At 46.0% G+C, this 25,288-nt stretch carries 22 protein-coding genes and 1 pseudogene; 1 reads left to right on the forward strand and 22 read right to left on the reverse strand.

Translation table 11 applies throughout. The annotated features are described in order from the left end of the window. Positions 1-17: 17 nt before the first annotated feature. The 8 genes from SNR34_RS23025 to SNR34_RS23060 form a co-directional block, all read right to left on the reverse strand. Entirely contained in the window at positions 18-362 is a 345-nt protein-coding gene (locus SNR34_RS23025; RefSeq protein WP_486180247.1) for a hypothetical protein, read from the reverse strand. A 325-nt stretch (positions 363-687) separates the two neighbouring features. Beyond that, entirely contained in the window at positions 688-1,095 is a 408-nt protein-coding gene (locus tag SNR34_RS23030) for a hypothetical protein (protein ID WP_486180248.1), read from the reverse strand. A 642-nt stretch (positions 1,096-1,737) separates the two neighbouring features. Next, entirely contained in the window at positions 1,738-2,241 is a 504-nt protein-coding gene (locus SNR34_RS23035) for an SMI1/KNR4 family protein (RefSeq protein ID WP_486180249.1), read from the reverse strand. Positions 2,242-2,268: 27 nt separating this feature from the next. Beyond that, the gene (locus tag SNR34_RS23040) at positions 2,269-3,195 is read right to left on the reverse strand and encodes an RHS repeat-associated core domain-containing protein (protein WP_486180250.1); all 927 of its coding nucleotides are present in this window, start codon (positions 3,193-3,195) and stop codon (positions 2,269-2,271) included. Between the two features lie 240 nt (positions 3,196-3,435). Continuing rightward, positions 3,436-3,915 carry a hypothetical protein gene (locus SNR34_RS23045; RefSeq protein WP_486180251.1) on the reverse strand — a complete coding sequence of 160 codons (480 nt, stop codon included), beginning with the start codon at positions 3,913-3,915 and terminating at the stop codon, positions 3,436-3,438. Positions 3,916-4,224: 309 nt separating this feature from the next. Beyond that, positions 4,225-4,719: an SMI1/KNR4 family protein gene (locus tag SNR34_RS23050; RefSeq protein WP_486180252.1), complete on the reverse strand. Its 495-nt coding sequence runs from the start codon at positions 4,717-4,719 to the stop codon at positions 4,225-4,227. 1 nt (position 4,720) lies between these two features. Continuing rightward, positions 4,721-6,421, reverse strand: coding sequence for an RHS repeat-associated core domain-containing protein (locus tag SNR34_RS23055; protein WP_486180253.1), 1,701 nt, complete (start codon positions 6,419-6,421; stop codon positions 4,721-4,723). 263 nt (positions 6,422-6,684) lie between these two features. Then, entirely contained in the window at positions 6,685-7,371 is a 687-nt protein-coding gene (locus SNR34_RS23060; protein ID WP_486180254.1) for a hypothetical protein, read from the reverse strand. Between the two features lie 921 nt (positions 7,372-8,292). Here SNR34_RS23060 and SNR34_RS23065 point away from each other — a divergent pair. Next, positions 8,293-8,451 (forward strand): IS3 family transposase, encoded by a 159-nt coding sequence (locus SNR34_RS23065; RefSeq protein ID WP_356724755.1) that lies wholly within the window; start codon positions 8,293-8,295, stop codon positions 8,449-8,451. Between the two features lie 340 nt (positions 8,452-8,791). On the opposite strand, the pseudogene SNR34_RS23070 reads toward SNR34_RS23065, so the two are convergent. The 14 genes and pseudogenes from SNR34_RS23070 to SNR34_RS23135 form a co-directional block, all read right to left on the reverse strand. Then, a pseudogene (locus tag SNR34_RS23070) lies at positions 8,792-9,447 on the reverse strand (hypothetical protein). A 522-nt stretch (positions 9,448-9,969) separates the two neighbouring features. Continuing rightward, positions 9,970-10,407: an SMI1/KNR4 family protein gene (locus tag SNR34_RS23075; RefSeq protein WP_236421091.1), complete on the reverse strand. Its 438-nt coding sequence runs from the start codon at positions 10,405-10,407 to the stop codon at positions 9,970-9,972. Between the two features lie 274 nt (positions 10,408-10,681). Continuing rightward, positions 10,682-11,137: a DUF6630 family protein gene (locus tag SNR34_RS23080; protein WP_236421092.1), complete on the reverse strand. Its 456-nt coding sequence runs from the start codon at positions 11,135-11,137 to the stop codon at positions 10,682-10,684. A 14-nt stretch (positions 11,138-11,151) separates the two neighbouring features. After that, positions 11,152-12,129, reverse strand: a complete 978-nt coding sequence (locus tag SNR34_RS23085) for a hypothetical protein (protein WP_236421093.1) — start codon at positions 12,127-12,129, stop codon at positions 11,152-11,154. A gap of 19 nt (positions 12,130-12,148) precedes the next feature. After that, entirely contained in the window at positions 12,149-14,935 is a 2,787-nt protein-coding gene (locus SNR34_RS23090; protein ID WP_343262664.1) for a phage baseplate assembly protein V, read from the reverse strand. A gap of 104 nt (positions 14,936-15,039) precedes the next feature. Then, on the reverse strand, positions 15,040-15,516 hold the full coding sequence (locus SNR34_RS23095; protein ID WP_236421140.1) for a DUF4280 domain-containing protein: 477 nt from the start codon (positions 15,514-15,516) through the stop codon (positions 15,040-15,042). A 66-nt stretch (positions 15,517-15,582) separates the two neighbouring features. Continuing rightward, positions 15,583-16,146: a serine protease gene (locus SNR34_RS23100; protein WP_343262665.1), complete on the reverse strand. Its 564-nt coding sequence runs from the start codon at positions 16,144-16,146 to the stop codon at positions 15,583-15,585. Further along, positions 16,143-17,414 carry a pentapeptide repeat-containing protein gene (locus SNR34_RS23105; RefSeq protein WP_236421098.1) on the reverse strand — a complete coding sequence of 424 codons (1,272 nt, stop codon included), beginning with the start codon at positions 17,412-17,414 and terminating at the stop codon, positions 16,143-16,145. Before SNR34_RS23105 ends, SNR34_RS23100 begins: the two co-directional genes overlap by 4 nt. Before the next feature lie 143 nt (positions 17,415-17,557). Continuing rightward, positions 17,558-18,982 (reverse strand): contractile injection system protein, VgrG/Pvc8 family, encoded by a 1,425-nt coding sequence (locus SNR34_RS23110; protein WP_236421099.1) that lies wholly within the window; start codon positions 18,980-18,982, stop codon positions 17,558-17,560. After that, positions 18,979-19,620: a hypothetical protein gene (locus SNR34_RS23115; protein WP_486180255.1), complete on the reverse strand. Its 642-nt coding sequence runs from the start codon at positions 19,618-19,620 to the stop codon at positions 18,979-18,981. Before SNR34_RS23115 ends, SNR34_RS23110 begins: the two co-directional genes overlap by 4 nt. Before the next feature lie 77 nt (positions 19,621-19,697). Then, positions 19,698-20,468 carry a DNA and RNA helicase gene (locus SNR34_RS23120; RefSeq protein ID WP_236421101.1) on the reverse strand — a complete coding sequence of 257 codons (771 nt, stop codon included), beginning with the start codon at positions 20,466-20,468 and terminating at the stop codon, positions 19,698-19,700. Positions 20,469-20,569: 101 nt separating this feature from the next. Further along, a complete protein-coding gene (locus tag SNR34_RS23125; protein WP_486180256.1) occupies positions 20,570-23,221 on the reverse strand; it encodes a molecular chaperone in 2,652 nt (883 codons plus the stop codon). A gap of 77 nt (positions 23,222-23,298) precedes the next feature. Beyond that, a complete protein-coding gene (locus SNR34_RS23130) occupies positions 23,299-23,988 on the reverse strand; it encodes an iron-dependent peroxidase (protein ID WP_343262667.1) in 690 nt (229 codons plus the stop codon). 6 nt (positions 23,989-23,994) lie between these two features. Beyond that, complete coding sequence (locus SNR34_RS23135) at positions 23,995-25,287, reverse strand: normocyte-binding protein (protein ID WP_343262668.1); 1,293 nt, start codon at positions 25,285-25,287, stop codon at positions 23,995-23,997. Position 25,288 lies beyond the last annotated feature (1 nt).

Raw genomic sequence — 25,288 nt, forward strand, 5'->3', positions numbered from 1 at the left:
CAAACTCTTTTAGTAACTCAAAAGTTATAAAGGTTCAACAACTCTTTATAAATATTATTTATAAAACCTTTTTTGTCTAATATATCATCACACGGTGAGTACATTTGAAATAGTTCTTCTATTTCTTTCTCGCTCAAATCCATGCACATTCCGAGTACATGTCTGAACTTGTCAAGCTCAAAATCATTGTACTGAGCATTGATTCCTATGACGATCAATCTTCTTATGATTTCTATTTGATCTTCTTCAATATTAAAATCGAAGTCTTCAATTTTGTCATAGTCTTCTTTTGTCATATATTCGGTATCAATAAACTTTAATAGACTCCCCATATATTTAAAGTCTGGATCAAATTCTTTCACAAATTTCTTCTCCTCTTGAAGTCTTCCATGTTTATCTTCCCCAAATTGGGAATGAGGTAGTCACACCTGTAGTTGGATTCCCCCCCCCCGATCCGCTCAATTGAATTGAGCTAGCAACATCGTTTGGGCGATGTTCGTTCCCTTTCAATAGGAAAGCACTGTTTCGTTCATGAATAGATCTCCTACAAAGTCACAATTAATAATGTAATGTTATTTTTAAAATTTTACCTATTAATACAAGAATCCTGATTGGAATAAACCAAATCAGGGCAAAATTTTGATGAAGATAATCTAGTTATAGTCTTATATTTCATATAACAATTTCTCAATCGTTTCCATTTCCGGGGCTATCTTTCTTCAGATAATTTTCGAGCGCCTCTGACTCCCACCATTTCATATTTGGACCAACTCTATGTCTTAACAGGTACTTTCTCCCCTTTTCGGAATTTATTTTTGATAGAGCTATAATAGCAAATGCTGAAATGGAACCGAGCTTATATTTTTGAAGAATTAACAGCTTTTCTTCTACTTTTTCTAGAAGCTCTTCTTCAAAATGTGAGATCCAATAAGATGCCCCCGCAGATGCATCCGTAGAGTAATCATCCATAGCGATCTTGATTAATAAATTCAATAAGTCAGGATCATCAAACCTTTCCTCCAAATACTTTTTCGCTTCTTCCACACCATGTATTGCATCAATTAATTGTTCTCTGATAAATTTTCTTGAATACATTTATCATCACCTTTACTTAATCCCAACTCCATAGCCACTACATTACCACACCTTCTTTTGTTCCCTTTTGAACGGCGTAATTTTCGAACCCACCTTGACTAGGTGGCGCAGTTAATTTGTTTAAACTAGTTGTAATCCACTTATCAGAATCCGTTGCATGGATTGCTGGTTGAAGTTGCTTGGTTTCTCGTGCATGTTCCCGAAGGCATCATACGTGTACGCGTTCAGGATCTGGCCTTGTGATCCGGTCGGGTGAGTGACATCAACGTGGAAATTATTTACATAATAAGCCACATCACCCTGATCGTCCAGTTGCGTTAGCCATTCATGACCACGGATATAGGAAGCCTGTACTCGCCTTGTTTCATCCAACTCGTTGACGACATGCCAGCCAAATCATGCACGAAATGGCGTACGGTTCCGTCTGTGTACAGCCTGCTTCGTAACCCCTTCGGGTCGTAGCCGTGCTGTGCATTGCAAGCATGAAAAATTCGTTTAGGATCTGAGCCACAAGTTATAAAAAAGGCCTATTCCCAATAGGAATAGACCTTAGACATTTAATGATTTGCTTGCTCATTGAAGTATTGGGCAGATGTCGCACTTCATATTACAATCCGTCATATAAAAATCCTAAAGCTCACTCTATTCGTTCCTAAGATCATCATATGCGTCTCCTAAAGGTTCAAAATCATCCTCATCCCAGTACCATGTAGTTCCTTGTCCTCTTGTTTTAACGAGATTGCTTAATAACTCTGTAAAGCTGTTAGCAATGATCGCACAACTCCCTGCGACAGCATGTGTATCCCAATGACTATCGTAACATCTTCCTAATCGGTCTCTGTGGAGGTCAATTGTTAAATAATCTCCATTCCGATCATCAGCTATAATGTACCAATTAGAAGAAATGTCATATTCGCACAACTCATTAACGATGACTGGATTTGCCAAGATAAATTCTTCTGGAGAAACAATATCAACTCCAAAATCTTCATCTTCAAATAGTTTTATCCCTCCGCAAATTCGATAAAATTCTTTTACATCTTCAGGAAGGATATGGTTCCCATCGAGTCTAGGTAGACCTGTAGGAGGAGAAATTATACAATTATTGAATTCTTCAATTTGTTGAACAATTCTTTTTATTTCCATTTAATATTCTCCTTTATAATTGTATTTTCACTTATAAAGTAGATCCCTTAGTTGATTTGAAAATTCTATCTTCTGAGCCCTACTCATTACCTTAGACGGCGGCAGATTGTACAAAAATTGATTCAATGTTCTATAATATTCTTTACGACTAGAATCCGGAACTTTAGCAGCATTAAACATATCTTCGGAAAGTTTTTGAATTTGGTTCGGAGACATCTTAGTCCATTCAATTTTAGCTCCAACTGGTATACCGTAATTCTCTCGACTCCACTCTCTAAAAACCTCTTTGGTTAACTTATGGTTGTCTACACTTAAAGCCACTGTAGGGGACACGTTTACAAATGCAGTATATCCCGGTACATTTTGTTTAGCCCATTCATTCATTACACCATGATGATTCTCAAGACCAAATTTTCCACTTGTTGGTCTGTATGGTACCACATCATACTCATTAATAGCAGGCTCTTTATCCTTACCGGTTACAGCGTTACCCTTATTCACACAAGAAGCCGGGGTTCCTCCGCTTGCCGCTTTCGCATACCCACTCGGGTCTACATATCGGATCGGGTTGTTGGCGACATAGGCGTACAGGTTCAGGCCGTCTCCACGGTACGTATCTTCCTGCGTAAATCGCGCAATGATCGGATTGTAAAACCGGGCGCGCAGATAGTAATGTCCTGTAGGCGCATCTTGCATTTCTCCCGCATAACGGAACGGATTGACGCGTTGCTCTCGTGCAGACAGCATGTTTCCGAAGGCATCATACGTGTATGCGTTCAGGATCTGGCCCTGTGGTCCAGTCAGATGGGTTACATCACCGTGGATATTATTTACATAATAAGCTACATCGCCCTGATCGTCCAGTTGCGTTAACCATTCGTGACCACGGATATAGGAGGCCTGTACTCGCTCTTTTTCATCCAACTCGTTGACGACATGCCAGCCATCATGCACGAAATGGCGTACGGTTCCATCCTTGTCCTTCTGGGTCGTAGCCGTGCTGCATGTTCCAGGCATGGAAAATTCGGCTCAAGTTAGTTCTGAACCACAAATATCAAAACAGGCCTATTCCCAAATAGGAATAGACCTAAATCATGTGTATACTGGACTGTCAACATTCTATTAGTTGTCGCACTTTGAAATCCCACATATTATGGATAATTTTCGGGCCAATTGAGAGGAAATTCAAAATTTTCACAACTCTTTCAGTATCTGATACCACTTGTCATCATCAACATCTGGAATGATAGTCTCATATTTTTCTCCAAAAACATACTCATTTAAAAAGACATTAAAAGAACCATAGCACTCCCCTTGCTCTAGAGGAGTTCCTTCATAAAATTGATAAACTAATCCACTTATTTTATTCAAGATTATTGGGTCATATAAACATTGACCTACATAAACCCACTCACGTACATCATATTGTCCTTCATCCAAAAATTCTAAGTAATATTGACTTTCTAGCATCGTCTCATAGGAGAATATATCTATCGCGCCACATCTTGCCCCGTTGCTTATAACTAAAAAACTATAGTATTCAGTAACCCCATTTTCTAATCTTTGCAAATTTATGGCTTTTCCACTTCTTAACTTTCCGATAACCGGACCATCCGGATTGTTTTCCAAAACAGACCTCATCTTTTGTATTTTATTGTATAGCTTATCAATCAAAAAGTTTCACTCCCTAATATTCTATTTTTATTTTTATTTTCGTTCCAACTGGTAACCCTTTTATTTGAGGCCAGATCTGCCTCATTCGATTATCTTCATTTGTGAATGAATCTAAAAATTTCAAATTACTAGGAACATTAGGACCACTCAACTGCAGTTCCCATACATGATCAGGAGCCACAAGTTATAAAAACAGGCCTATCCTTAATAAGAATAGACCTTAGACATTTAATGATTTGATTGCTTACTCATTGAAGTATTCGGCAGATGTCGTCCTTTATGTTACAATCCGTCTTTAGTTAAATAGAATTAAAGATTATCATACGCGTCCCCATATCCGTTAAAACCAGGGTTATCTTTCCAATAAAAGTATTCCCCTTCATATTTGAGTATATTACTTAACAATTCAGTAAACGACAATGCAATAATTGGACAATTTCCCGCAACAGCATGACTGTACTCAAAACTCTCATAACATCTTCCTAGCCTAGACGGGTTGCAATCTATAGAAATATAGTTTCCATCCTCAGCATCCGCAATTAAATACCATGATGAGGATATATCATCCTCATATTCTTTTCCCAGCAATGAAATATTCGCCTGCTTCACACGGGTTGGCGATAATATTTCAATCGGGAAACCTCCATTTTCGATATAACATACTAAACCACCACTTAGAGAAAAAAATTCCAACATATCATCTGGTAATGTATGTCCATGTTTAACCATTGGATACCCCATGGGTTCCTTAACTTCAAAATTTGAATGAGTTTCAAATTCCTTAATAATATCTTTTATTTTCATTTCAACCTCCAGTTATAAAAATATCAAACAATTCAAAATACTCATCCCTTATACCTTGGGGTACTTTAGCCGCTTCAAACATATCATGCGTTAGCTTCATTGCATCTGTTTTTGACATGTTTGACCAATCCGGAGACACTCCTACAGGTTTTCCATAATTCTCTCTAAGCCATTCACGATAAACCTCTTTTGTTGCTTCATGAGTCTTTGGAGTTAACAATATTGTTGGTGCATTCTTTTTTGTATACCCTGCAATGTTATGTTCTGCCCATTCATTTAAAACGCCATAATGCTTCTCGTAACCCGGCGTTTTATATGTTCGATTGTCATAAGGGACAATATCATATTCTTGATAAACCAGTGCTCCAGTGTCGTACTTATCACCCTTATTCACACAAGAAGCCGGGGTTCCTCCGCTTTTCCCTGCTTTCGCATACCCACTCGGGTCTACATATCGGATCGGGTTGTTGGCGACATAGGCGTACAGGTTCAGGCCGTCTCCACGGTACGTATCTTCCTGCGTAAATCGCGCGATGATCGGATTGTAGAAGCGAGCGCGCAGATAGTAATGTCCTGTAAGCGCATCTTGCATTTCTCCCGCATAACGGAACGGATTCACACGCTGTTCTCTCGAGGATAGCATGTTTCCGAAGGCATCATACGTGTACGCGTTCAGGATCTGGCCCTGTTGTCCAGTTAGATGGGTCACGTCACCGTGGATATTATTTACATAATAAGCCACTTCGCCCTGATCGTCCAGTTGCGTTAGCCATTCATGACCACGGATATAGGAGGCCTGTACCCGCTCTTTTTCATCCAACTCGTTGACGACATGCCAGCCATCATGCACAAAATGGCGTAGGGTCCCGTCCGTGTCCAGCCTACTTCGCAAACCTTCCGGGTCGTAGCCATGCTGCACGATTCGTCCATCCGCTTGTTCGACTCGAATGGTACGGTTGAATGCATCATAGACGTAGCTTGTCGTCTGCTCTCCTTGATGTTCCTGAATCAGATTGCCTTGCGCATCGTAAGCGTAACGGATGTTTTTCCCGCTTGTTCGCCCATTCGCTCTACCTTGTTCCTCGTTCTCTTCCTGCAATGCTTCCTCAATCAGGCTGAGCAGACGGTTCCTTGTATCATACGTATAGCTTGTCCGTTGTCCGTTCCAGACACGGGAAATTCGGTTACCTGCTTCGTCATACGCCAGTTTCTCCGTGCCATATCCGGCATACCGGGCTTCCACCAACCGATCCAGTGCATCGTATCGATACTCGGCCTGATCCTGTGTGCCATAACAGCCGATCGTATTCCCGCTCCGGTCATAGGCATAGCGGTTGTCCAGCAGGACCGTTCCATCTGCTGCCCGGGTGTGGAGCCGCGATACCTGCCCTTCAGGCGTGTATTCATACGCCGTTTGCACGCCGTTGCCGTACAGCATGGACGCGATTCGGTTGCCCGCTGCATAGGTGTACCGGGCCATTTCGTTCTCGCCCTGCCGAATGGCAACCACCCGGCCCAACGGATCATACGCATACTCGACGCGTGTTCCGCCAGCATCCGTGCGGGCTACCGTCCGGCCTTCCACATCATACTCGTAGCGCAGCACGGGACGTGACGCCGCATCCGTTGTCCGTTCGCCGAACCGGCTCTGATATTTGGCCGTAAGCAGACCCTCTTCGTTATAGTCATAGTCGTAACGCACTTCGTTATTCGCGGATGAAATTAACAGGCCATCTTCGAAGTGAAAAATTCAACAAAAAAACAGATTAATCATGGTGAAACTCCCATAATCAATCTGTTCAATATAAAGCTCAGCACGAATCATCTGTAATATTTTGGATTAATTAATCCATATATCTCTATGTTTAAAAAAAGGGCAACCCATGGTAGTCATCTTTTCACAATTAACCTGTTCATTTTTATGATATTGTAGTAAATATCTGTTTTAGTAAATGACTTTATTCATTAAGATTCTTCCATACCAACTTCAATCGAAAAGACCTCTACACCTAATTTATCTGTGATTATAAATCTGTTTTCTTCCCACTTGGATTTTTTAAAGTGATCTCTTAGATCTAAATAATCCGGTTTGCTGGTCAACCACTCCACTCTGGTCTGACCTGAGATTCCATTTTCTATTTCCACGCACCATACTTCACCAGATACTTTATTCAGGCATCTAAACACATCTGCTTTATATTTTCCTACCTTCGACTTTTTGGATAAGGTTTTCATTTTTTTCTTTAGTGAGAATTCCATTTCCCTTACTTGTTTAATGGTATCTTTTATCACGGTTCTTTTTTGTTCATCTTCACCAATTATGTTGGTTATATCAACTAATACCTCTTCAATAATACCCAAAATGAAACTTTCTGCATCTTCTGGGTTTAAGGTCTCCAAAGTCTTTATCTGCGCTTCTTCAAGATAATATGCCGAGGCATTAAACGCTTTATAATTGTTGTATTTCTTGGCGTTTTCTCTTCTATCCCTTGTAGCTAAAATAGTCAACTGTCTGTTCCCATCCAATTCAATATCAGGAAATAACTCCATAAATAATTCGGTTACATGATGAGACTTCCATCTTATAGGAAATAATTGATTTTCCTTTTCATATTTAGAATCTCCCTCTAAGATAATCGTTTTTAATTTCACAATAAAACCTCCTACAACAGATTGAATATCCCGCAATGTATTTCAGTTTTATTAATCCCTTACTTAGTAGGATTTTTATTTTCGAACAATTCCTGTATAAAGTCTACATACAGAGCTCGGTTTCCATGTCATGTATGACGCACTCACTAGGAAATAATTCCTTATAGTATGTAGGATAACCTCTAGATGTCATATTCCGCTTGCAAGGTACAAGCACTCTGAAACAAGCCATTCTATGTCAACAAGAAAACAAAGATCCACAAAACGAGTCAAGTATTTTGATTCTTTTGTACGAACTAACAGAGAAACCTTAATACAGGTATTAATTGGGTTAAGCGTGTTACTGGTTGAATGTTAAGTTCATTCGCTAATGCTGCCCTGGAGGATTCACTTATCACTATATAAACCGCAAAAAACATACACACGTTAACGGAGAGGCAGAACCAATCTGGAGAAGCAATGCGGTCGCCTTTATCACCGGATTTCCCCCTTGAAATAAGGAATTAAAAAAAAATCTGGGGATAACAGGAAGATGGTACTGCACTCACAGTGGCCTTGTGTGATTGATTAGTGCTGTTTATATAGAAAACCATGTTCCGGCCTTCTATACTCTTTCCTTCTTCTATTCTGAAACTTGCAAAGAATGATACAAAGACATTTTATTGATTAAAGACAGATTCATAGTGCAGATCTACACAAGGACGCTACTCTGATTTCATGCGCCTTTGCTACAGTACAGGGTGATTTGCGTTACATTCAGTGGTTTCATACGGACCGCGGTAGTGAATCTAAAAATCAAAGGATGGACGAGCTTCTGAAGACATTTGAAATCGGCCGATCTCTGAGCATGAGAGGCTGCACCTATGACAATGCTGCGGCTGAAGCCACTTTACAAAGTCATGAAAACGGAGTTCATCCCAGATAAGCTTTCAAAACCTTCGTCATCTGGAATTAGAATTATGCGATTACGTAAACTGTTTTAACAAACATCGAATTCACGGAACACTGGGATACATGACACCTGTTCAGTATCGCCATGCAGCCCTTAAAAAGCTGTCTGATTTAATATTAACAATCTAGTGGTCAGGGTTTTCGCTTACCCCGTCAGAATGGCTGTTGTGTCTCGCCCTCATTCTTTTCTAACGACGGCTTTGAAAATGCTCACCGTGTGCATGCAAAAAAAGCTTACTCCTTCTCAGCATTCAAGCTGGAATAAGCCTTTGATTGTTTATCAAGTATTGGCAGTTCTTTAGGGTTTGGTTTGCTGGTTTTATCTTTCTATCTTGTTGTGGGAGTTGCGAACCACGTTTCCACAAATCTTAACAAACTCCTGGCGTAGATCCATAAAATGTTATTCGAAAACAGAAAGGGTAATAAATGGATCGCTCCATTTTACCACCCTTCCTTCGATTACCTTGTGCTATAACGTAACAATAATTTTATTTTCAATAATAGTTCTAAAATTAGAGTAATTCCTCATCATATTATTACCGTATACACTCACAGCTTCATTCCCCTGTATCATACTCTCATAATTGTCTTTGAATACATTTTGTTCGTACTCGCTCAAACTCGCATAATACCTAATGGTCGCTTCTTCTGCTAATTCACGCGAACCATGATCTAACACAAATCCAATATCAATTATATAACCATTTTCGGGGTAGAACCCTTGCACAACAACTTCTTTTACGAAGTTATCCAAATCATTCATACATTTATCTACAATTGGCATGAATACACTGTCTAACCAGTTGGTGAATTCACTAACCACCTGGTTCCAGTCTTTCTCATTTGCTATATTCCAATGTAAACTTCCGCTTGGAATATTACATTTGTGGGTACTTGTATGAAAGATTTTATTTTTAGATTTTAGCGGAATAATGGCACATTCCCCATAAAACACGACAGTTTTATCAGAAATATTATTCCAACTTGAATAAAAAACACCTTATACATGAATTTTTTATCTTTTTTAGTCATCCAATGACTTGACTTAGCATATTTCCAACCATCGTCCTTATATTTCTCAGCTACTAAAGCACATACATTATCAAATGCCTCACTTGCCTTCATAATTTACACCTCATATATATGTCCATCGGGTTCATTAACTCTAAAGACAATCTGCAAATCCTGTGGCTCACCTTAAAAATTTCTAAATTTTTTTGCAATTTTCAGTTGGTTCATGCTTAAATTGTAAATCGAATATAAATCCATCTACTGACTTTAAATCTTGATAAATACTATAAATCAGGGAAGCCTTTTTCTTGATTTTCTGTATATATGGTGCAGTCTCAGAGCTTTTTTATTCTTGTATTATAACATTACCATCTTTATCAGTTGCAATTGCATCAACCCTAATTTTTGTCCCATCGTTTGTTACAATCGTTATTTCTTTTTGCGCATTTTTGTATTGTTCTTTAAATTCCTCAAACTTTTCGTTGGAAAATATATCTCCTTACTCTCTAAGCTTCTCTCATTTTTCACTTGCTTCCTTCCATTCTAACATACGTTACTGGTTGGATGTTTAATTCATTCGGCAATGGGTACCGACTATTTCAGTATTAATGCAAATTGTAACAAAACATATTAATTTTATTCATCATCATACAAACTACCAATAAATTCTTGAATATTTTTCGCCAAGAAATGCATGTTGTCCATAGCATCATCATACTCTTCATCGTGTATCCAGAAAAAAATCTGATCATAGAACTCTTCTCTTATACCTAAACAAATTTGATTACCCCCGGAATCTCTCGCTATGGGAATAAACCCCATTTCTAATATCTCCTCAAAAAATCCAATCTTCTTTTCAAGATTATTTTTCATATTACCAATTCCGTAAAAAACATTTAATGCACTTTCACCCTCATCAGATGAAATTTTAAAAACATTCGGTTCTACACGCCCCCCATTATACTCCAACAAAAAATCTTTATATAACTTAGGTAATTCGATCTCATTAGTTTTCTCAAAGTTCTCTACCTGTTCTAATGATACCGGTTCATGGATTTTTGCAATTTCAGCCATTCTTATTACTCCTCACTTTTTTTATTTTTACCGTTGACATTTCTAAGTTCGCATTTGGTAACTCCTCTGGACGTTTCAATGGAGATGCATGCAACTTCCCTTTGAACAACGGTGTTTCCTTTCCCGTATTATCTGTAGAGCACTAGGTCTTGTTTTTGGTGTATCAAGAAATATGTATTTCGCAAGAAAGTTTATATTTACTACTCAAACCGCCATTCAAAACAAGCAGGCTCCGGTTGTCTTGACCGGAGCCCCTTACACTTTTCAACAACCTTTAAATGTACAACTGAATATAACGTTCTCGTTCCGGGATATCCTCATCTCCCAATAAATCAACCTGACTAAACGCATGGTTATGCTCCAATTCAGCGATAAACAACGCGTAAAAGTCTCCTGTCGTCGGATAGGTAAACAAACCATAACCTTTAGGTGAGATTAACTTATTCACTTCCCTAATTTTCTCCGGAAGATATGTATAGTCAAACTCTCCCAACACCTCTAATTCTTCTGCAGTTCCCAGTTCAATGTCGTGAGCAAACTCATAATCCAAAATATAATTGACGATTTCCTGTCCCTCTTCCCCCTTGTAGTCCAAAAATAAAAATCGTTTCGTCGCTAAACCATGGTTTAGCATGCCGAAGTATACCAACGATTCGTCAGGATCATTCAAAATTTGATCAATGTCCTCTGCATTTTTGAATATCAAGGGCACCAAATCTTCATCTTCCACACTCTTTTCCTCCTCTATTCAAACAGCGTTCCGTACTTGTTCGGAATATACTCAGGGTAGTTTTTACGATAGTAACCATCCACCATTTGCAAAATGGGATCCTGATCCGGATACGGCTCGGGGTCTTGAATCTCTATTTTAGCTTCGGGCGAATTCATGAGGAAATCATCGAAATGCGTTGGATTCGGCAAACCTTGCTTTTTTCGTACATGAAGCAAAAACAAGATTTCATATGGATAAAAGGTATAGCGAAAATCTCCGAATTCTAATGACTGCCCCAGCTCCGCAGCTAGCATAGAATGGTATTCTGACATTTTACCAATCAGTTGTGTGATCTCATCAAGGTCAGGCGTGTTCCAACGGTCTAACACTTCGCTGTATATGCCAAGTTCTCCCGGAATTAAGTCATAGTTCATACCTTTCTCTTCCAGCTTTAATTTAACTATCATATGGATATTTTGGTTTACACCAAAAATCGTTTTGTTAGAACTTCGCAAATACAACTCAAATAAATACCAAATATGTTTATTCCAGTCATTGGCCTTCATGATGTTTTCCACGAGATACTCTTCAATAAAGTCAAAGAAAACATCCTCTTCTTTTTTCCATCCATACATGTTGAAATGAATTAGGGCAACTATATTTAAATCAAATGAATAATGAATTAACTTCATATTCGGGTAACGATCTTTATATATATGTCGGACCATACATTGGTAAAAAACAACTTTCTGTATTTGCTTTAGCCCCATTGCATTCTCCTCACCTTTAATCAGCACATGATGTTTCCATTCCGATAGCCAGTAAGAAGATATTCTATACATATTAACTAACAGGATATGATCCTTTTCAGTTTCGTTATTTTCCACAATATCGGAATTTTCTATTTTAGCCTCTTCATACTTCTTTAACGATTTTTCCAGTGTTAATCCCTCAGAAAAATTCTTGATATATCTTTTGTATGCCATTTGCAATTTTTTTGAATTTATCATCGCTTTCTCCTTAGCAGAGTTATTTTATAGCCTTATTCCAATCCTTTACCTTGACAATATCTACGCCAAATCCAACATTCGTTTTTGAAATGTCTACTTCAACCCTTATGAAATCAAATTCTAAGCCAGGGTTTTCTCTTACCAATTTGTCGAATTTTTCCTGAAATCCTTCATATCTTGAATCGCCGTTTTTCAGCATATTATCAAAATACCCATCACCACCCATTTTTTGATTTGTTGAATAAGTGAAATTTGCCCATTCAGAAGTTTTTGCTTCAATCATGGTAATTTTAGGCGGTGGACCTTTTGATAAAAATGTACCGTCAACTCCATTACGACCAACTTGGAACAAATCCGATATATCTTCGCCAAAATTATTATCTTTGGCAATTTTTCTAGCAACTTCCTCGCCAAAGTCACCTTTATCGTGATGATAGTACTTTGTATTATCGATTTTACGCTCATACCCTTCCACATTAGATAAATTGTAGTTACTGCTTATGTCATCTGGAGTATCAAGTTGATTGGCAAGTTTACTTCGTTCACGTTTAATTTTCTTTAGTTCTTCTTTATCCGCCCCTTCTTTTTCCATTTTCTTAATTTTCTTATCTAGGGCGTCAACTTCTTTTTTAATTTGTTTCTGAGTTTTTCCTTTTTTCTTTTTCCCGCCGCCTCCAGGCGCACCCATTAGCACCATTGAAGCCATCATAACAATGTTGTTATCGCCATATCGTCCCAACATATCTAGCGCGGCGCTAAACATGGCATCAGACATAATGTCGGTCATCAAATTCATGCTAAATGAATTAGCCATATCTAATGCTTTAGTCAACATCGGCGATTTCATCATCAGATCATTGAGCTTGCCCTTCAGCTTGTTCGCCAGATCCATCGGGCTGAAATTGCTCGCCAGACCCTTAGCTTTCGTTAGCACCTTGCCCAAGGCACCGGAGATCGCATCTCCCGTCTTTTTCGCCAAATCCCCAACAGCTTTAGCTACTTGTCCAGCTTTGTCCATCACCTTGCCGGCGACGCCCATCACGCTATCCACGACTTTGCCGGCCTTGGACAACAGCTTGGAACCCTTCACTGCAAACTTTGCACCCGTCGCCGCCCAACCTACGAACGGAATCGCAGCTGCGGCGGACAATGCGGCATTCACATAATCTCCCCGTGCCGCATAGATTCCTGCGTTGGCCAAGTCCGCTACCTCTCCAATGACAGGGATCATCCCGGCAACGTCAAGCACGGTTTGGGTAACGTCCAGCACTTTTCCCCAGAAGCCTTTTTTCTCCTCGGGCTCTTCTTCCACCTGAACCTCGGATACAAAGGGGGCCTCCGGCACTGGCTCCAAATCCTCGACCGTCACTGGCAACTTGATCAATCCATCGAGCAGCACTTCACTGCCCTTCAAATCGGTCATGCCATCCAGGATGACGCTGCTATCACCGCACTGAAGATAGATGGTCTCCTGAGCCTCAATCCCTATCTTCTTCTCGCTTTCCAGTATGAATTCCTGCCCGGCTACCGCTACAATTCCGGTATCACTCTGAATGTTGATGCCGCCACCATCCAGCGTAATGAACAGGCTGCCTTCGGTCGCAATCAGGGACATCTCGGAATCGGTCATTTTCATCTCTTTGCCATAGTTCGTTCCCCAGCTCTTGGTGGCAGGATCGGCCGTCTTTGGGGAAGGCTGACCTCCACGTCGAACCGACCCCATGGCGAAGGCATCCCGTTCCCGGCCCGTCGAAAAATACACCTGGACTGCATCTCCGGATTCGGGCATGCTGTAGAATCCGCCGCCGTCCCCGGCGTAGACCGCCGAATACGGCATCCAGCTGGCCTCATCTTCGGACTGTGAGGCATCTACGTCCAAATGTACCTTCACGGTATCTTTGGATACCCCGATGATCTTGCCGTCCAGCGCTGCGCCTGCAATGTCATCATTCACGATCTCGTTCTGGCGTATGCCGCTCTCCGGGCTTAGCGTCACCGTATGCCGCAGCATGCCTCCCCGTAGCAGACTCACGCTGGCTTCCACTTTCAACTCTTCTTCCTGGAACAGCACGGTATCTCCAAGTGCGAACCAACGGTGTGTATCCACCGTATATCTCGTAAAATCCTTTTCCGTCACGCCTGCTGCACCCACGGCCCACGCTTCCTTCAGCGCCTTCATGTCACGGGTTAGCGTGTAGCCTTGATCCGGCAATTCCGAGAATCGTCCATCCGGAACCCCGATGTAGAGCTTCGGTGAATCCGCCGTCACCTCCGGAATAATTACCGCCCCGAACCTCGAAGCCATCCGCCGCAGAAACTGCCAGTCTGTCTCCCGATACTGCAATGTCAACGCACCCAGTTTCGTACCGCCGCTGACGTAATCGATGACATCCGACTTCGGATAGGCGGTCAGCACCTGGCGAATCACGTCTTCACAATCCTGGTCCTTGTTCTGAAACGAACGGATTCGCGGCTGAATATCCAACAGGTAAGAATAGGATACCGCCTCGAGTTCCAACAGATAGATCCCTTGCACCCGGCGTATGCTCACGTCCTGCACCATGCCCTGGAACAACTTGCGCACTTCCTGCCCCTGATCTCCGGTTTCGATCAACTGCACATTTTCCGACTGAACAGCCCGTTTCAACTCCCGATCCTGTTGCTCATCCGGCACGATGCCTTTGAGAAACAGCCTTGCATGATCTCCTGCCCTTCGTTCGAGCCGCAATTCCTGAATGCTCTGCAGCGTATAGGGCGACAGGCACCGGATGTTCCCCGCTCCGACAGCCGACTCCACGATGCTCATCGTTCTCCTCCTCTCCTCGCCTTCATCCTTGCCTCATCCCTACATCCGTTGATCAAGGACATATAGTGATGGTCCTCTGTAGACCTACATGCCAGCACTTTCGATCAGCGGATATTGCCTCCGAACCCGGTTGTTCCGCCGATGGACGATCCCCCCAATTCCTGTCCATCGTCTTCAATCTGGATGTATCCGCCATACAGGCACATGTTCATGCAGGTGCTTAATAGCGCAGGTTCGTTTTCGATCAGCACATCCGTCTTTCCGCCCATCCACGGCGTGCTCACCACGGGGATGCAAGGTGCCTTCTGCACGCCTTCGATATCGAATTCGCCCGCCTGTACGGCCGGATTCAATTGACTCGTGCAGTTGCCAAACGGCATGATGTGAATCATCGGCGTGGCATCTGCCACATTCAATTGCGCTTTCTCTTTCAAATGCACGCCGTGACTGTACGGAATCTTCAGCCGATTCAGCTGCGTTCCGCAGGAACAGCTCAGAATGGCCCCGGCGACGACGTAAGCCGGCCCGCCGGCCCCCTCATCCACTACATCCGGTTTCGTTGCTCCGATTGCCTCTGCCATCATCATTTCTCCCTTCGGGTCGGCAGCAATGCGGCTGCCCATAGTTCAACTTGACGTTCATGCCTCTCAGCGTTGTAACTCCCAAGTGGTCAATTCCACCCGTTCCAACTTCAAACCAATGAATTCCCGTCTCAGTATCGCTTCCGCCAGTGCCAGATTGACGAGCAGAACCGTTTCCTGCAAACGCTGATCCGTGAGCTGAACGACAGGCCATGCAGTGCGGTTCAAGCGATCTCCATCTACCTGTAAGCGGCGCAGACGCCCGCTCCGATCGAATTCGCTGCCACCAGCCAGCGCAGCGATTCGTGGCGGAACCATGAACCAATATGGATATAACTTTTGGCGCTCCAGATCCATCAGTCCAGTCACACGAAACAGCAGTTTTGGCGCAAAGGCCTGCATCACATATTTCAGATCATCAGACCATAAAGGGTAAGGCTGCTCGATCAGATCAACAGCAACCGGGCTGCGGCTTGGGCGAATCGTAAATTGCAGTGTTGCCTGCTCCAGCTCATGAAGCAGCTCCCCCCGCATCCATTCCGGTTTTATCCGCTCCTTCACATGCAAAGGTTCAATCGCATCCGCAATCCGCTGATCCTGCGTAATCCGAAACCAGCTTTCTTTCATCATCTCTGACCTCCCACTGCTCCAATCTGCTGCATGGCTTGCTTCAGCTCTTCCGGGGAATTTCCGATCGGCTGACCATCCGGCAGCGTCCGTTCCCTGGCTTCCGGGCGACCATGAAGCAAACAGAACGCTCCTTCGTCCATCCGTGCTTCTGTCAGCAGAGAACCGGTGAAATCCGTTTTCGTTACATCCGCGCCGCGGAAATCTGCTCCCGTCAGATTACACACGCCGAAGACGGCTCCCCGCAGATCGGCTCCGCGAAAATCAGCTCCTCCAAGATTAGCCAGCATGAAATCCGCTTCCCGCAAATCGCATTCGGCAAACGAAATCTCATCGAATCCCGGCCCGTTCCATTGTTCTGCATCAGGCAACCCTCGCTGTGCGTTCACTCCATAAAATGTGGCTCCAACCAGCCGGCTTCCTCGAAACCGTGTCCCATACATGTCGCTTCGATCCCACCGAGTATCCGTAAGTTCGCACCCTTCCCACGATGTGCCCGTCAAGTTACAAGCCTGGAATCGTCCGCCGCCGAACAACAGACTGCGAAAAGCCGAAAACCGCAGATCCATCCCGTCCATATTCATGCCGGATAGATCCATTCGTTCCAATGTGCCGTATCCGTAAGCCTCATCGTTGCCTTCCGACAGCCATTTGCGAATGGCTGCCTCGTCCTGATCGGCATAATCTCTCCGGTACACCGATTCGCTCACATCCAGGTACTCGCCCACCCTTACCTCGAATGCATCGCATTTGTCCAATTGGTCGAATGCCTCGCAAGCCAACGCGTCTGGCAACGCATGACGAATGAGCGAGGTAACATAGGCATGGCCATGCGCAGACTCCTGAATCAGCAACCGCTCAACATCAGGACGGTGAATCGCTCCCCGAAACGGCGATCCGGGCCGTTCCAATTCCTCTTCCCAACAGCTCTTCATGACGTTCAGGTAACCAAAGGCCCACGCGGCATCATAACTGCTCTCCACCGAACGTGGATCAAACAGCCATGTTTCGTCCGAAGCTTCGGCCAGATACAGAAACCGGCCTTCAAGCATGGAGGTCCGGAGCATAGAGTAAGTAACGTGACCAATCGGCCCGTGCTCTCCAATCTGCTGCTCATGCAGAACCCGCTCGCAGAACTGGCCAAAATGATGGACGAATTCTTGCTTCAATCGTTCGCGTTGTTCGACATACAATCGCTCCCAATGGAGTAACACCCGACTACGCACCGGAACTACAACCTCTTCCTTGAACCTTTCAAGTGCCATATTCATGCATAACCCACCACCTAGATAGCATTAATATGTTGTTATATGAATATCAGACATAACTTACATTCATCTGACCGAATGGGGGAATCCGCCCGGCAAAAGCCATGTTGTCCAAATTGCTTCCGCCCCGATCCCGATCCGATCACCTAATTGGTTTTCAATTCTGTCCCGACCAATGCGGTCGTTCCGTCAAGCTTGATGTTGCTTTCCTTGCAAGTCAGGCTGATCTCCTCTTTTGCGGACAGTACGATGCTTTTCTCGGCATTCATCATGATGTCTTCCTTGGCGGTGATTTTGACCTGCTGGCTGCTTATGATCTCGATTCCTCCGCCTTCGCTGAGCCGGATGAAGATCTCGCCATCCTTGCCTGTCACAATGACCTCTTCCGGAGTCATCTTGAGCTCCTTGCCTGCCGCGGTACGGAAATACTTGTGGTCCGGGTTGCTGACCTTATTGTTCTCTCCGTCATCGCTGTTCTGGCGGACAGAACTTGTAGCCACGCCTTCTTCTTCCCGGTTGCTTGGAAAATAAATTCGAACACTGTCGCCCTTCTCGGGCATAACGTACCAACCGCTGTTGCCTTCCGCCGTGTACACGGATTGATAGGGGAAATCATGAGCACCAGATGCGCTCTGCTCTTTGTCAATGTTCAGATGAACCTGCACCTTGTCTTTGTTGATGGCGATCACGCTTCCTTGTAAAGAGACGCCTATGATTTTGTCATTGTGAAAGGTATTTTGGCGCAAGCCGCGATGTGTACTAAGCGTATAGCGATGTTTCAACAGGCCGTTCCTCATCTCGGTCATGGCTTCATAGACGTAGAGCAGGCTGCCCTTGAATTCGATGGCATTACCGAGATCCAGCACCCGGTTCGTCTCGACCTCGTAGTACACGTAATCGTCTTCGCCGACTTCTACTTTCGTGTTCTGGGAAGTATAACGATATTTGTCCATCCGTTTGCGCACCCGGTAATTGAAATCCTCAAGCTTGCCTTTGGATGACGTATCGAAGACGCCGAAATAGAACTTGGGCGTATCGAATACCGATGCTGGCATAAGGCCCGTGCGCAAGCGGGAAGCAATCCGCTTCAGAAATTGCCAGTCCGTCTCTTCGTATTGCAACGTGAACTTGCCGATGGCCGCACCATCTGTCGCAGCATCCATGATATCGATATTGGGGTAATCGGACGCAATGGCGTCCAACAATTGGGGGTAAGTCATGCTGTGGTTTTGGAATGAACGGCTTTTGCGACGGACATCCAGATCATGCGTATGAGAGATGCCTTCCACTTCCAGGGTGTAGACCCCGCCGTTCGCGGTTACGCTAACGCTGAGAATCAAACCGCTGAATAACACGGAAGTGCCTCGTTCCTCATCCACTTGACTAATCTCCACCAGCGTGTCCGAGCCGCTTAATCGGACATATGAATCCTTCTTCTCTTCGTCAACAATTCCCGTAAACTTCATGCGGGCATGCTCGTTCATCTGTTTCGTGATGGATAGTTCCTGAAGACTGACCAACTCAAACGGGCTGACTCTCACATTCTGGTAAGACAATGCTTCTATGCTCAATTCAAAGCACTCCCTTCATGCTCATGTTCGACTTGAAAACGGATAGAGTTCATGATCGCAGAAGCAATCGGTTGCCAGTCCTCCATCTCCCGATCGGTGCAATTGAACGTGCACATCAGTGCCCTGTCCTCCAGTGAAGTGAACAGCATGAAGTGATAGAGATTGGCATTGACGACTGGGGTAAGGAACTCGCAAATGGCCACATCCCTGCCATCGATCTTACGATCATGATCCCCATACCATTTGGTCAATTTCTGAGTTTGGCGCAAAATTTGAATCATGCTCTGCTTAAAAAGCGGCAAGTCTTCCTGCGGCAATCGGTTGGTCGTGTGGTTCACTGCCACATTAATGGTGCCGTCCGCATTCGTATAGACCCATTTCGGCCGATTCTGGGATGGATATTTCAATTCCAGCATTTGGGGAGACATCGGTTTGAACGTACGCGGCAACATCAGGTTGATTTTCCCGTCCAGACATTCGGTTTCCTCAAAAGAGTATGGTTCGTCTCCGATCTGCACAAATTCAGCATGAAGGTCCGGTTCGGGTTCATCCGGGATATGACCATAACCATCATCGGTTGGCGATGTAGACATGCCGTTCATCATCGCCATAATCTTTTCGTCCCAATGCTTCATCACGCTCATCCTTTCTACTTGGAGTACAACATGTCATTCCGTGAATTAACCGTTTGAGCCGCAGCTTTCTCTCGCTCCTCTTAATCCACGATCATTCGCTGCGGACCGCTACCCAGGTAGCCCGGGCGTCCGCCACGGCCTCCCGCTCCGGCCAAGATCCGGTCCAGGTAGCGATGAATCTGGGCATTGCCGTAGTCCCTAACTTCCTGTCCGAGCCTGCTCGCAATGTAATGCTGGATCACCCGCCGATTCACGATCCCCTCGTTCAGGCACATCATGGCAAACGTCAGGTCCAGCGGATCGGTCGTGCCGGTACGCATCAGCCGGTCCGCATAATCCCTCATCATGAGCGGGGACAACGTGCTGGCCCCTTCGGCCGCATAAGGTACATGGATGACGTGCAAGGTGTTGAACTCAGTCGCCAGATCCGCGAACGTCTGGTAATCCTGCCGGAGCCTTGCACCTTCTTTCAGCTTGAAGCGACCCAGCTCCAGTTCGCCAGCACTGCATTCCTCTTCATCCAGCACAAGCTCCATCGAACCTGTTGTGATATCCTGTATCGTGGTTTCTTCGAGCAGCCGAACCTTCAGCAGCGTCATACGGCCTGTCGCCACGTAAGACATGTCTATTTGTTCGGTCAGCATATACAGTTTGCCGTGGTACAGCACGATGCCGGGGGATATGGACAGCTTGTCTGCCTTTACTTTAACCTCCGCCCCAGCAATAATGCCGTTTGCATAGTTGCGGTAGCGGAGTTCCAGATAGTCGCGCGGATAATCTCGAAGCTGCTCCAGCATGGCGGTTTTGAGAATGCGGCCCTTCTGGAAATGCGGATACGCATGCGTGAACATCAACTTCTCCCTCCCTTCGAACCGGAGCCAGCGCCTGACGACACACTCCAGGCAATCTTCACGGGCACTTCATCTTGTGCCATTCCCTTGGTCCGGTTTCTCTACTTCATCCCGTCAAAGAAGTCCAATTCCGACAGATCCGGCTCGAACGGAAACAGCTTCTGCGGACCAAGATAGAGCCGTTCGTTCTTTCGAGCAATCGGCAGGACGTAGAAGCCCCAATGGCGATCATCCGGGAAAACGAAAAACTTCGTCTCGCCGTTCACGATCGAGTCGGTATCATCCTGCGGAATTTTGCCTTGGTATTGATCGCGAATGTCCTCATACAGCACTTCCTTGTACATGTTCGGACGGTTGCCATATACCAGCTTGTGTCTGAGAAATCCGTCGCTGCCGCTGACGTACAGCTCGACTTCGGTCGTCTCGGACGGTCTGGAGATGCTGCCCGGCATGCCGTCGCTTCGATCCAGGCTGCTGATGAGTGCCTTTTCCCGCCCATTGTGGGTGTATGCGCTGATTTTGTATGGAATCACGGCGGCATCGTGGGTAATCTGCGCCCGTACCGTGCCGTTCTTCCGCGAGCTTAAATACCGGATTGCCCCTCTAAGGCAAGCGAGCTTCAGATCCGGCACCCGGCCTTCCGCCGGTTTCTGGCGAAATTCAATGCTTTTGCCTGGTACGAACTCTTTCAGCGCTTCCCGGAAAACGTCAATCCGGCACGACTGACCTGTCAGCTTGATGATCGAATATTGGCTCATCCGGCCCTGCCTGTAAAATTCATCAAGGAACTTGCGCACGACATCGTAGATGTCTGCTTTGATCAGCTGCGTAATTTCCTTGATGTTGAACACCACATCGGGGAATGCGTACTCATCCTTCAGCACGCCGTCCCGTTGGACCGACAGGAACCAGCGCTCCATGGTCGTAATTTGCAAGTCGTTATCGCCGTCATCCTCCAGTTCCGAATGGAACCGATTACGCAGAATGCCCGTTTTGCGAAAAAACTGCTGCTTCATTTCCTCGGCGATTTCCCATAGAAAATAAAAATTGCCCCTGACTCGCAAATACTCGTCGCGCGAAGCGTTCTCCCGCCGGGCAAAGGCGGTCGGGATAAGCCTTTCCGCTTCACGGTAACGTTCCTCCAGCTTGGCGTACACGGCCTGTACCCCTTCCTCGTCCACCTGACGGAACACGTCCGCGCCGGGGGCTTCGATCAGGCTGTCGATGTCGACCATGCGGCGCTTGCCCTCGTAATAATCGGCAAACGCGATTTTCATGAACTGCATGATGCGATACGTCAGGTTATGTCCGCCGAAGTTGGTATCCCCGTTCTCATAGGTGGTGTGAATGTCGAGATGGTAGGCGATCTGCCCGTCCTCGACCGTAAAGGCACATGACGACAAATCGGTCGTTCCCCCGCCGCAATCGATCACCAGCGCATGATACGTCTGCCCTTCCATGAAGGACCCTCGTTCCATGCCGTCCGCGAGCGTGTTGTACAGAACCGCCATTCCTTCATCCAGCGCATATTCCCGTTCGATGTTGTACTCCGGCAGCATCTCTTCGAACATTTGCAGAAACTGCGCCTTCATCTTCACCGGACTGGACAAATGCACGTGCCGGAACCGGCACTTGAACTGATGCTCCGCCGTACGGATCACATAGTTCATATACGCCCGCAGCAGATCCATGCGCGTCACGATGGCGGCATTGCCGTGCGGGTCCACGATCTCTTCCTTTTTGTTGTAATCATTCACCCAACGCTTCATGTTGCGGAACAAACTCGCCCTGCTGCTGTATCCCCCGCGCCTCATGCTGCGCAGTGCCTCGTAACCGAATTCGTAACGAATGTTCGCAGGATCGGAACAATCGGCCACGCCGACAGCGGTAGGCAAAACCTCGATCCATTCCGTCTGCCTGTAGGTCGGATCGGGAAAAGCCACGTAGTTGATTTCGTCCAGACGAACCCGGCCATTCAGCAGATCCTGGCTGCTCGGTGCCTGAATGTAGCCGGTATGCAAATAGGCGCCTGCCGTCGTGTTGGAGGTGCCAAAATCAACCGCAAGCACGGCTTCCGTCGGCTCAAGCTCCCGGATTTCGAGATCGGCCAGCGGAATTTGGGTGTATTGAATATGTACCGGAGGCAGCGGCCTGTCGGAATAATAGCTCTGATAGAGGTATTCCGAATCCCTTTTCCGGAAAAACAGCAAGCTGTACTGCCTGTTGCCCGTCCGTCTCCAAGTCGAACCGGGAGCTGCGGTCAGATAGAACGTGCCATGAGCCCCTTCGTCCTTTACCAGATTGAAGATGCCGCATAACTCCATCGTTTCGTTCACCAACAGCACATTGGACTCGACCAATCCTCCCGGCGCCGTGACGATGTAGCGGTCCAGCTTGTCCACCTTCAGCCCTTCATAAAGAATCAGCCTCGCTGGAACGCTTACGCCCCCATCACTAGTCATCGGCGTGGACATATTACGAGAAATGGCCTTCTGCAGCCGCTCGAACCCGCCCTCGCGCTGTTCCCGAATCCACAGCACATCGTCTGCGCCCAGAAATTTCAGAATGATGCGGATCAACTCTTCGCGCTCCGTTCGGGCCCCGATCCCTTCGACCAATCTTTCTTTGTAGCAAATATTGCGCAGCTGAAAAGTGGTCATGTCCATCAGCTCTTCACGCGTATAACGCATCGTTCCGCGGGCCCGCTCCCGTCCGGCAGCGTCTGGATACAGCCTGTATGAATATCCGTTCATGGTTCCTCCTTCTTGCAGGCGGCTGAAGCCAACCGCTAATCGTCCTTTGTACTCTATGGATGGGCGTTGCTTGGCGATCAATACAGCGCGATTCCATCCTGAACCAGCGTATAGTCCGCATCCAGAATGCCAAAGTGATGCTCCCAATAGATCTCCGTATCGAACCTGACCGGCAAAAACAGTTCCAGAATCAGTTCCAGCTTCTCGCGCGCCTCGGTTCGTTCTTCCTGTCCGATATACAGGAGCAGTTCATCCTTTTCTTCGCAATTGGCATACAGCGTCGAGCGCGGAAACATCCGTACGAGCGTATCCCGAAGCAGGTGAACGGCCTCTCCGGTGTCGTACAACCGAAGCAAGTTGCAGGCAATGACTTCCTGCTGCTCCCGATCGAACAGTTCGAGTCTGCGGCGTATGCGTTCACCGTAAATTCCCGAGCGCATGTCCCTCAGAATGAAACGAATGTGATATTCACGTTTGTTCATTCCCTGCATGAGATCCATGTCTGCAAGGAAATGCATGACCAGATCGAACAAGGTTTCGCGCAGCTCCACGTACTCCTCGTTGTTGATATCGAAAAGATCCCTGAAAATATCGTAAAACCGGTAATACGGGTTCACTTCGACGATCTGTCCGACATCAGCAGCATTCAAGTCGACCTGGCTGAGTTCCATGTAAGGAGAGTACACTTTGGCCGGAATGAACGTGAGCTCCCGCAAGTCTGTCCCATTTTGCTTCGCTCGAATGATCAGATCCCAAATGTAGTTCATGGCTCGTCACACCCATTTCCCTTCGCATCGATATTCCGGGAAGGACAGCTGGATCTCCGATACCAGGAAGCTGAGCAGATCGTCCAAATAAACGTCCTGATCCTGCGGGGCAGCCCGTTTGGCGAACTTCATGATCATCCGGCGTTTGTCCGCCTCGACGCGAACGTGGTCACTCATGAACGAGTTCAGCGGATACGTAACGCCCGTCGGGATTCCCGGAGGAGCAATCTGCACGTCTTCCAGCTCCAAGCCTTCTGCAGCCTGAAACGCATGGATCATTCGCGCAATTTCCCCCTTGGAACGGACAGATCGACCTTCCTGCCGGGCGTACTTGCCTGCAAATCCTTCCCGCTTTGCATTGGAGAACAAGGGGTAATCCATTTTGCCAATGCGGGTAGCTACGGGAACGGTCACTTTCATGACCGTCCAGGAATCCGATTTCTCCAGCGGAGAGACGATCGTGATGTCCTCCTCCGACCGTTTGATGTATCGAATGTGCGCTTCTTCGCCATCGACCAGGTATCCATGCTCGGTCCCCGTCTTGCGAAGCGGCAGCACATGCTCATAATTGACGCGGTCCGCTGCGGGAACGGGAAACCCGCCGGTCTTCATGTCCAGCTTCTGAATGTTCCACAGCGGAACGAGGTTGGTCCGTTTATATCGTTCGAATTCTTCCAGATGCACCGTCAGTTCCTTGACCTGTTGTCCCGTATCCCACATCTCTCCATCTTCGGATGCAACGAGCACGCAGTCGACGAATTTGTAAGCATAAGGCGCATTCACCGTCTTCCAGGCAAGACTGTTTTTACGAAAAATCCGATACAGTTCCTCGATTTTGCTTACATATAACGTGCTTGGTTTCAACTTTACCTTGATCCCGTAACGGCCCTCGGCCGTAACGATCTCCCCGGTGAAAGTGCGCTGGCTGTTCAACAACTTCCCTAACTCATACTGGCTGCAATCCATGTAGAAGGTGAACAGCTTGAGTTCTTCCTTTTTCGCCAGAGCTGCGGCTGCGTCGCTCAAGTACACGGTCTGCGGCTCCGCATCCTCCGGCAGCATCGGATACAGGTATTCATGAATCGGGTCCAGATCTTCCCGGGAGCTCAGGGTGACAAAGACGTCATGGCGCTCCTCCTGATTCTCCACCTCGTCGAACACGCGCTGCTCAATCTGCCGGTTCAACTCTTCCTGGTATTCGACCAGGTTCAGGAACACGCCGGTCATCAGGTTTTTCAACACGCGGCGCTGCTCCAAGTCTTCCATCTTGTTTAGCCGGTCACGGATAATGTCCTTCATC

This window comes from Paenibacillus sp. XP01 (genome assembly GCF_057364885.1).

Coding starts and splice junctions, on each gene's coding strand:
- SNR34_RS23030 (WP_486180248.1), bottom strand. CDS start 1,095: ATGTATTCAAGAAAATTTATCAGAGAACAATTAATTGATGCAATACAT.
- SNR34_RS23035 (WP_486180249.1), bottom strand. CDS start 2,241: ATGGAAATAAAAAGAATTGTTCAACAAATTGAAGAATTCAATAATTGT.
- SNR34_RS23050 (WP_486180252.1), bottom strand. CDS start 4,719: ATGAAAATAAAAGATATTATTAAGGAATTTGAAACTCATTCAAATTTT.
- SNR34_RS23075 (WP_236421091.1), bottom strand. CDS start 10,407: ATGGCTGAAATTGCAAAAATCCATGAACCGGTATCATTAGAACAGGTA.
- SNR34_RS23085 (WP_236421093.1), bottom strand. CDS start 12,129: ATGATAAATTCAAAAAAATTGCAAATGGCATACAAAAGATATATCAAG.
- SNR34_RS23090 (WP_343262664.1), bottom strand. CDS start 14,935: ATGAGCATCGTGGAGTCGGCTGTCGGAGCGGGGAACATCCGGTGCCTG.
- SNR34_RS23095 (WP_236421140.1), bottom strand. CDS start 15,516: ATGGCAGAGGCAATCGGAGCAACGAAACCGGATGTAGTGGATGAGGGG.
- SNR34_RS23100 (WP_343262665.1), bottom strand. CDS start 16,146: ATGATGAAAGAAAGCTGGTTTCGGATTACGCAGGATCAGCGGATTGCG.
- SNR34_RS23105 (WP_236421098.1), bottom strand. CDS start 17,414: ATGAATATGGCACTTGAAAGGTTCAAGGAAGAGGTTGTAGTTCCGGTG.
- SNR34_RS23120 (WP_236421101.1), bottom strand. CDS start 20,468: ATGTTCACGCATGCGTATCCGCATTTCCAGAAGGGCCGCATTCTCAAA.
- SNR34_RS23125 (WP_486180256.1), bottom strand. CDS start 23,221: ATGAACGGATATTCATACAGGCTGTATCCAGACGCTGCCGGACGGGAG.
- SNR34_RS23130 (WP_343262667.1), bottom strand. CDS start 23,988: ATGAACTACATTTGGGATCTGATCATTCGAGCGAAGCAAAATGGGACA.
- SNR34_RS23135 (WP_343262668.1), bottom strand. CDS start 25,287: ATGAAGGACATTATCCGTGACCGGCTAAACAAGATGGAAGACTTGGAG.